Raw genomic sequence first — 728 nt, 5'->3', positions numbered from 1 at the left:
TCTTGAAATAAATCAGATTCAGTATTACCTTTTTGATAATCATAATTTATATGAAGTTTTTTAAAATTATCGAGTCTATAATATGGTACTAGATAATTAAATATATCACTATTTAATCCTATTCTATAGCCATCAAAATTTATAAATTTATATTTTATGTTTTCTATTTTTATTTCCTGACAATCAGTAGTATAAAACAATAAAAGGAACATTACATTTTTATAATACATTAAAATTTTTGACTTAGCATCAAATTTATAAACTACGTCACCTATTTCTTCAGGATCAATATCACAGAAATATAACTCTTTGTTTTTAAAATAAGAACCTATTACGTGTCTTTCAAAATTTCTAATCGTGTGAGAAGTATTATCAAGTGTCACATCCACTGAACTAATAGAACTAACTTGAGATTTTGCATTTGAAATAGTATCATCTGACAATCTTGACATACTAGTACCTTTAGCTTCAATCAAAAAAGCAGAATTAAAATTATTATTATACAAACCTAAATAATCAGGGAATCTTTTTTTATCAGGAGTAGAATGTTGAATATTAGTAATAATAGGGTCCTTCAAATGGAATAAATAAGAAAGGTTATGATGTTTTTCAGCTATCGCATAGGCAGATATACTACCAATAAAATAAGAAATTGACGCTTTTATTGTTGACTCCGAATTGTCATAATCATCAGAGATTTCAAAAGTTCCGTTACTGGTATCTAAAGC

At 25.8% G+C, this 728-nt stretch carries 1 protein-coding gene; it reads right to left on the bottom strand.

Annotated features, from left to right (window positions below; genetic code table 11):
- Window positions 1-728 (bottom strand): hypothetical protein (locus tag D8852_RS10070; protein WP_185755617.1); only part of this gene is annotated, 728 nt, incomplete at both ends.

The organism is Streptococcus mitis, from assembly GCF_003942695.1.
Classification (GTDB): Bacteria; Bacillota; Bacilli; order Lactobacillales; family Streptococcaceae; genus Streptococcus; species Streptococcus mitis_BD.
This window is presented reverse-complemented; position numbering and strand designations above follow the sequence as displayed.